Source organism: Micromonospora sp. NPDC002411, from assembly GCF_053592955.1.
Genome location: NZ_JBSFBM010000511.1, coordinates 1 through 3,341, shown reverse-complemented (window position 1 = coordinate 3,341; position 3,341 = coordinate 1). Strand labels below are relative to the sequence as shown.

5 protein-coding genes are annotated in these 3,341 nt (G+C 71.3%); 2 read left to right on the top strand and 3 right to left on the bottom strand.

The window, feature by feature from the left end:
• Nucleotides 1-501 (top strand): LutC/YkgG family protein (locus ACWCO3_RS33135; protein WP_450013869.1); only part of this gene is annotated, 501 nt, incomplete at its 5' end.
• Here the strand turns inward: ACWCO3_RS33135 and ACWCO3_RS33130 are convergent.
• From ACWCO3_RS33130 to ACWCO3_RS33120, 3 genes are all read right to left on the bottom strand, one after another.
• Nucleotides 490-1,002, bottom strand: a complete 513-nt coding sequence (locus tag ACWCO3_RS33130; protein WP_357928406.1) for a signal peptidase II — start codon at nt 1,000-1,002, stop codon at nt 490-492. The genes ACWCO3_RS33135 and ACWCO3_RS33130 overlap by 12 nt on opposite strands.
• A 62-nt stretch (nt 1,003-1,064) precedes the next feature.
• Nucleotides 1,065-1,838, bottom strand: a complete 774-nt coding sequence (locus ACWCO3_RS33125; RefSeq protein WP_450013866.1) for a HoxN/HupN/NixA family nickel/cobalt transporter — start codon at nt 1,836-1,838, stop codon at nt 1,065-1,067.
• Nucleotides 1,835-2,506 carry a hypothetical protein gene (locus ACWCO3_RS33120; RefSeq protein ID WP_145780335.1) on the bottom strand — a complete coding sequence of 224 codons (672 nt, stop codon included), beginning with the start codon at nt 2,504-2,506 and terminating at the stop codon, nt 1,835-1,837. Before ACWCO3_RS33120 ends, ACWCO3_RS33125 begins: the two co-directional genes overlap by 4 nt.
• A gap of 225 nt (nt 2,507-2,731) precedes the next feature.
• Here ACWCO3_RS33120 and ACWCO3_RS33115 point away from each other — a divergent pair.
• Nucleotides 2,732-3,341: aminopeptidase P N-terminal domain-containing protein (locus ACWCO3_RS33115; protein ID WP_450013864.1), on the top strand; the 610-nt coding region annotated here is incomplete at its 3' end.

The following is a 3,341-nucleotide window of genomic DNA, read 5'->3' as shown; positions in this document are numbered from 1 at the left end:
AACGTGGTGTTTCGCAGCCCGGTGGCGTTCAAGCCCTATCCGGGCAAGGCAATCACTGCAGCGATCCTGCGGGGTGTGCTGCGGGTCTTCGAGGAGGACCGACTCGCCGTCCCCGCCGACGTTCCTCCGGAGTGGCTGGCCGGCTACGCCGGGCAGGTGTGCCGAGACGCTCCCCCGCTGTCACCTGCGGAGCTGGACGCGACGGACGCGGTCCTGACCGGCTGCGCCGTGGCGATCGCCGATACCGGCACCATCGTCCTCGACGCCGGCCCGGCGCAGGGCCGGCGGGCGCTCACCCTGGTGCCCGACCGGCACATCTGCGTCGTCCGCGCCGACCAGGTCGTCGGGTTGCTGCCGGAGGCGTTGACCCGGCTGGACGCGCGTTCGCCGCTCACCTGGATCTCCGGCCCGTCCGCTACCAGCGACATCGAACTCGACCGGGTCGAGGGCGTGCACGGCCCACGCCGGCTGGAGGTCGTGCTGGTCGGCTCAGGAGCCTGACGGCACCTGCTCGTCGTCGCGGGTCTCGCCCGGTGCGGCCGTCTCCCGCAGCGGGACGCCGCGCAGGTTGAGCAGCATCACGATGGCCACACCGACCACCAGCGCGATGTCGGCGACGTTGCCGACGAAGAACCCGGCGTAGTCGATGAAGTCCACCACGTGCCCGCGAGCGAAGCCCGGCTCGCGGAAGAGCCGGTCCAGCAGGTGCGTCGTCGCACCGCCGAGCACCAGCCCCAACGCCACGGCCCACGGACGCGACGTGACCCGCCGCGCCACGACCGTCACCGCGACCACGGCCGCCGCCGCGAAGACCGCGAAGATCCAGGTGTACGCAGACCCGATCGAGAAGGCGGCGCCCGGGTTGTAGACGAGCCGCAGGGACAGCAGGTCACCCACGATGGAGATGGTCTGCCCGTCCGACAACGCGGACTCGGCCCAGTACTTCGTGGCCTGATCCGAGGCGAGCACCACAGCAGCGATCAACACGACGGCGCGAAACACAGCGGAACCCTAGCCGGTCAACCGCGACCGTCACCACCGGCGGATGATCCGTCCGCCGTGGCTCAGGTCATGGTGACGAGGTGGATCGCGGCGACCGTGACGACGCCCGCGCCGAACAGCGTGATGCCGCTGGCGGCGAGGACGGGCGCCACCCGGGTGGCCAGGCCGAGAATCGCGCGGGACTGTGCTCCCCGGGTGACCAGTGAGCTACCGGCGACCGCGAGGACCCCGACGCCGAAGAGCACGACGGCCATGCCGAGGCCGAACGTCAGGACCAGCAGCAGGGCGAAGCCGGCCCGACCGATGAACAGCCCGGTCGCCAGCACGAGGAACGCGGCCGGGGACGGGGTCAGCCCGCCGGAGATACCCAGCAGGAACAGACCAGGGCGCTTCCCGTGCTCGTGGCTGTGGGTGTGGGTGTGGGTGTGGCTGTGGGCGTGATCGTGGCTGTGGCCGGCGGCGTGCAGGTGCCGGCGCACCATCCACAGACCGGTGGCCAGGACGATCAGACCGGCACCGAGTTGCAGCCAGCTCGTGAGTTCCTGCATCCGGATCACCTCGGACAGGGACAGGAACGTCCAGGCCGCGCCGATCACCAGGACCGACAGCGTGTGCATGACCGCCACCGAACCGCCCAGCCAGGCGGCGTCCCGGATCCGGCCACGCGAGCCGGCGAGATAGGCGGCGGCCAGGCTCTTACCGTGCCCGGGGGCCACCGCGTGCCCCGCACCGGCGGCGAAGGCCAGCACGAACGCGAGCGGGGGTACGCCCGGCGAGTGGACGATGTCCTGCAAGCGGTCCGAGAGGGATGCGGAGAGGACTGCGGTCGCGGTCATGCCACTGCTCGCCGTCGCCGCACCCGCCGGGACACGAGCAGCGCCCCGACCGCAACCAGCAGCGCACCACCGACGACGGCGGCGAGCTGGACGGCGGCGCTGCGGCCACGGCTGGGGCTGCCGACGGTCGGCGCGCCACCGGTGAGGGTCCAGTCGTGGGAGTCCTCGCCGGAGCCGTACACGGCGCGTTGCCCGCCGGGGCCGGTCGCCATCGCCCGGTAGGCGGGGTTGAGGTCGGTGAGCATCCGCACCGCGACGGTGACAGTGCCGACCGGCCCCGGGCAGGTGTAGTCGACGGTCGCGCCCGCCCGCGCCAGCGCCTTCAGTGGCGCGACAGCGCCGACGCACTGCCGCGCCCCGTCTGCCACGGTGATCTGCTTGAGCAGGTACGCGGGGAACTGCTCGGACGACGCGAGCACGGCGGGATCGGTCATCCGGTAGTCGACAGCGCCGTCGAGCAGCACGCGATCGGCCGGCAGCAGGCCGAGCGAGACGCCGAGCAGTGTCAGGTCGTCGGGCCCGCCGACGCGCCACCGCACCCGCACGATGTCGGGCCGCTGCTCGTCGGGCGTGATGGACACGGTCTGCGGGTCACCGAACGGGTGCGCCGCCGCCGGGGACGGCAGGGCCAGGACGGCCGCGGCGACGGCCAGCGCGAGGACGGTCACCGCGCTTCGTCGATGACGTCGGGGCACTGACAAGAAACGCTCCGGGCTTGGGGTTGCAGGATTCCTGGCCACCCTGCTGAGCACGCGCAAACGTGCAGGTGCAGGCGGGTGTTCGGCACCGGACCACGACGTGAACATTCCGTTGATCTTCACGCTGGACGCGAACCGCTGGTCTAGTTATTGCCCAGAGTTTGCAATAGCCTAAGGTTTGCGGGTGATCATGGGATGGTGCCGAACAAGGAGCAAGTCATGAAGCAGGGGGACGAGCGGCAAGGAGTGCGCACCGAGTCGCACGACGCCGAATTTCCGGAGGCGTTCCTGACGTTCATGCGGACCGGCTGGCGTGACGAGCCGCTCGACGTGCAGCGCCGACCGGAGGCCGGCCATCATGCGCGCCGCCGGGCGGCACTGTCAGAGGCGTTTCCCGGGGAGACGCTGGTGATCCCCACCGGTTCGCAGAAGGTGCGGGCGAACGACACGAGGTTCCCGTTCCGCCCTGGCAGCGACTTCGCCTACCTGACGGGTGACCACGACCCCGACGGTGTGCTGATCCTGTGGCCCAGTGGCGGCGGGCACGACGCCGTCCTCTACACACGGGCGCGTACGTCCCGGGAGAGCGACGAGTTCTTCCGCAGCCGCGACGGTGAGCTGTGGGTCGGCCGGCGGCAGTCGCACACCGAGAAGTCGACCGAACTGGGCATCGAGACTGCCGACCTCGCCGACCTGGATACCGCACTCGCCGCCTGCGCACCTGGCCGCACGCGGGTGCTGCGCGCCCGGTTCGCGCCGGTCCTGGTCGCCTTCACCCAGACCGAGTTCGGGCGGAGCTCCGACC

Bases quoted from the DNA above. Each gene is read 5' to 3' on its own strand.
- ACWCO3_RS33125 (WP_450013866.1), bottom strand. From the start codon at position 1,838: ATGACCGCGACCGCAGTCCTCTCCGCATCCCTCTCGGACCGCTTGCAG.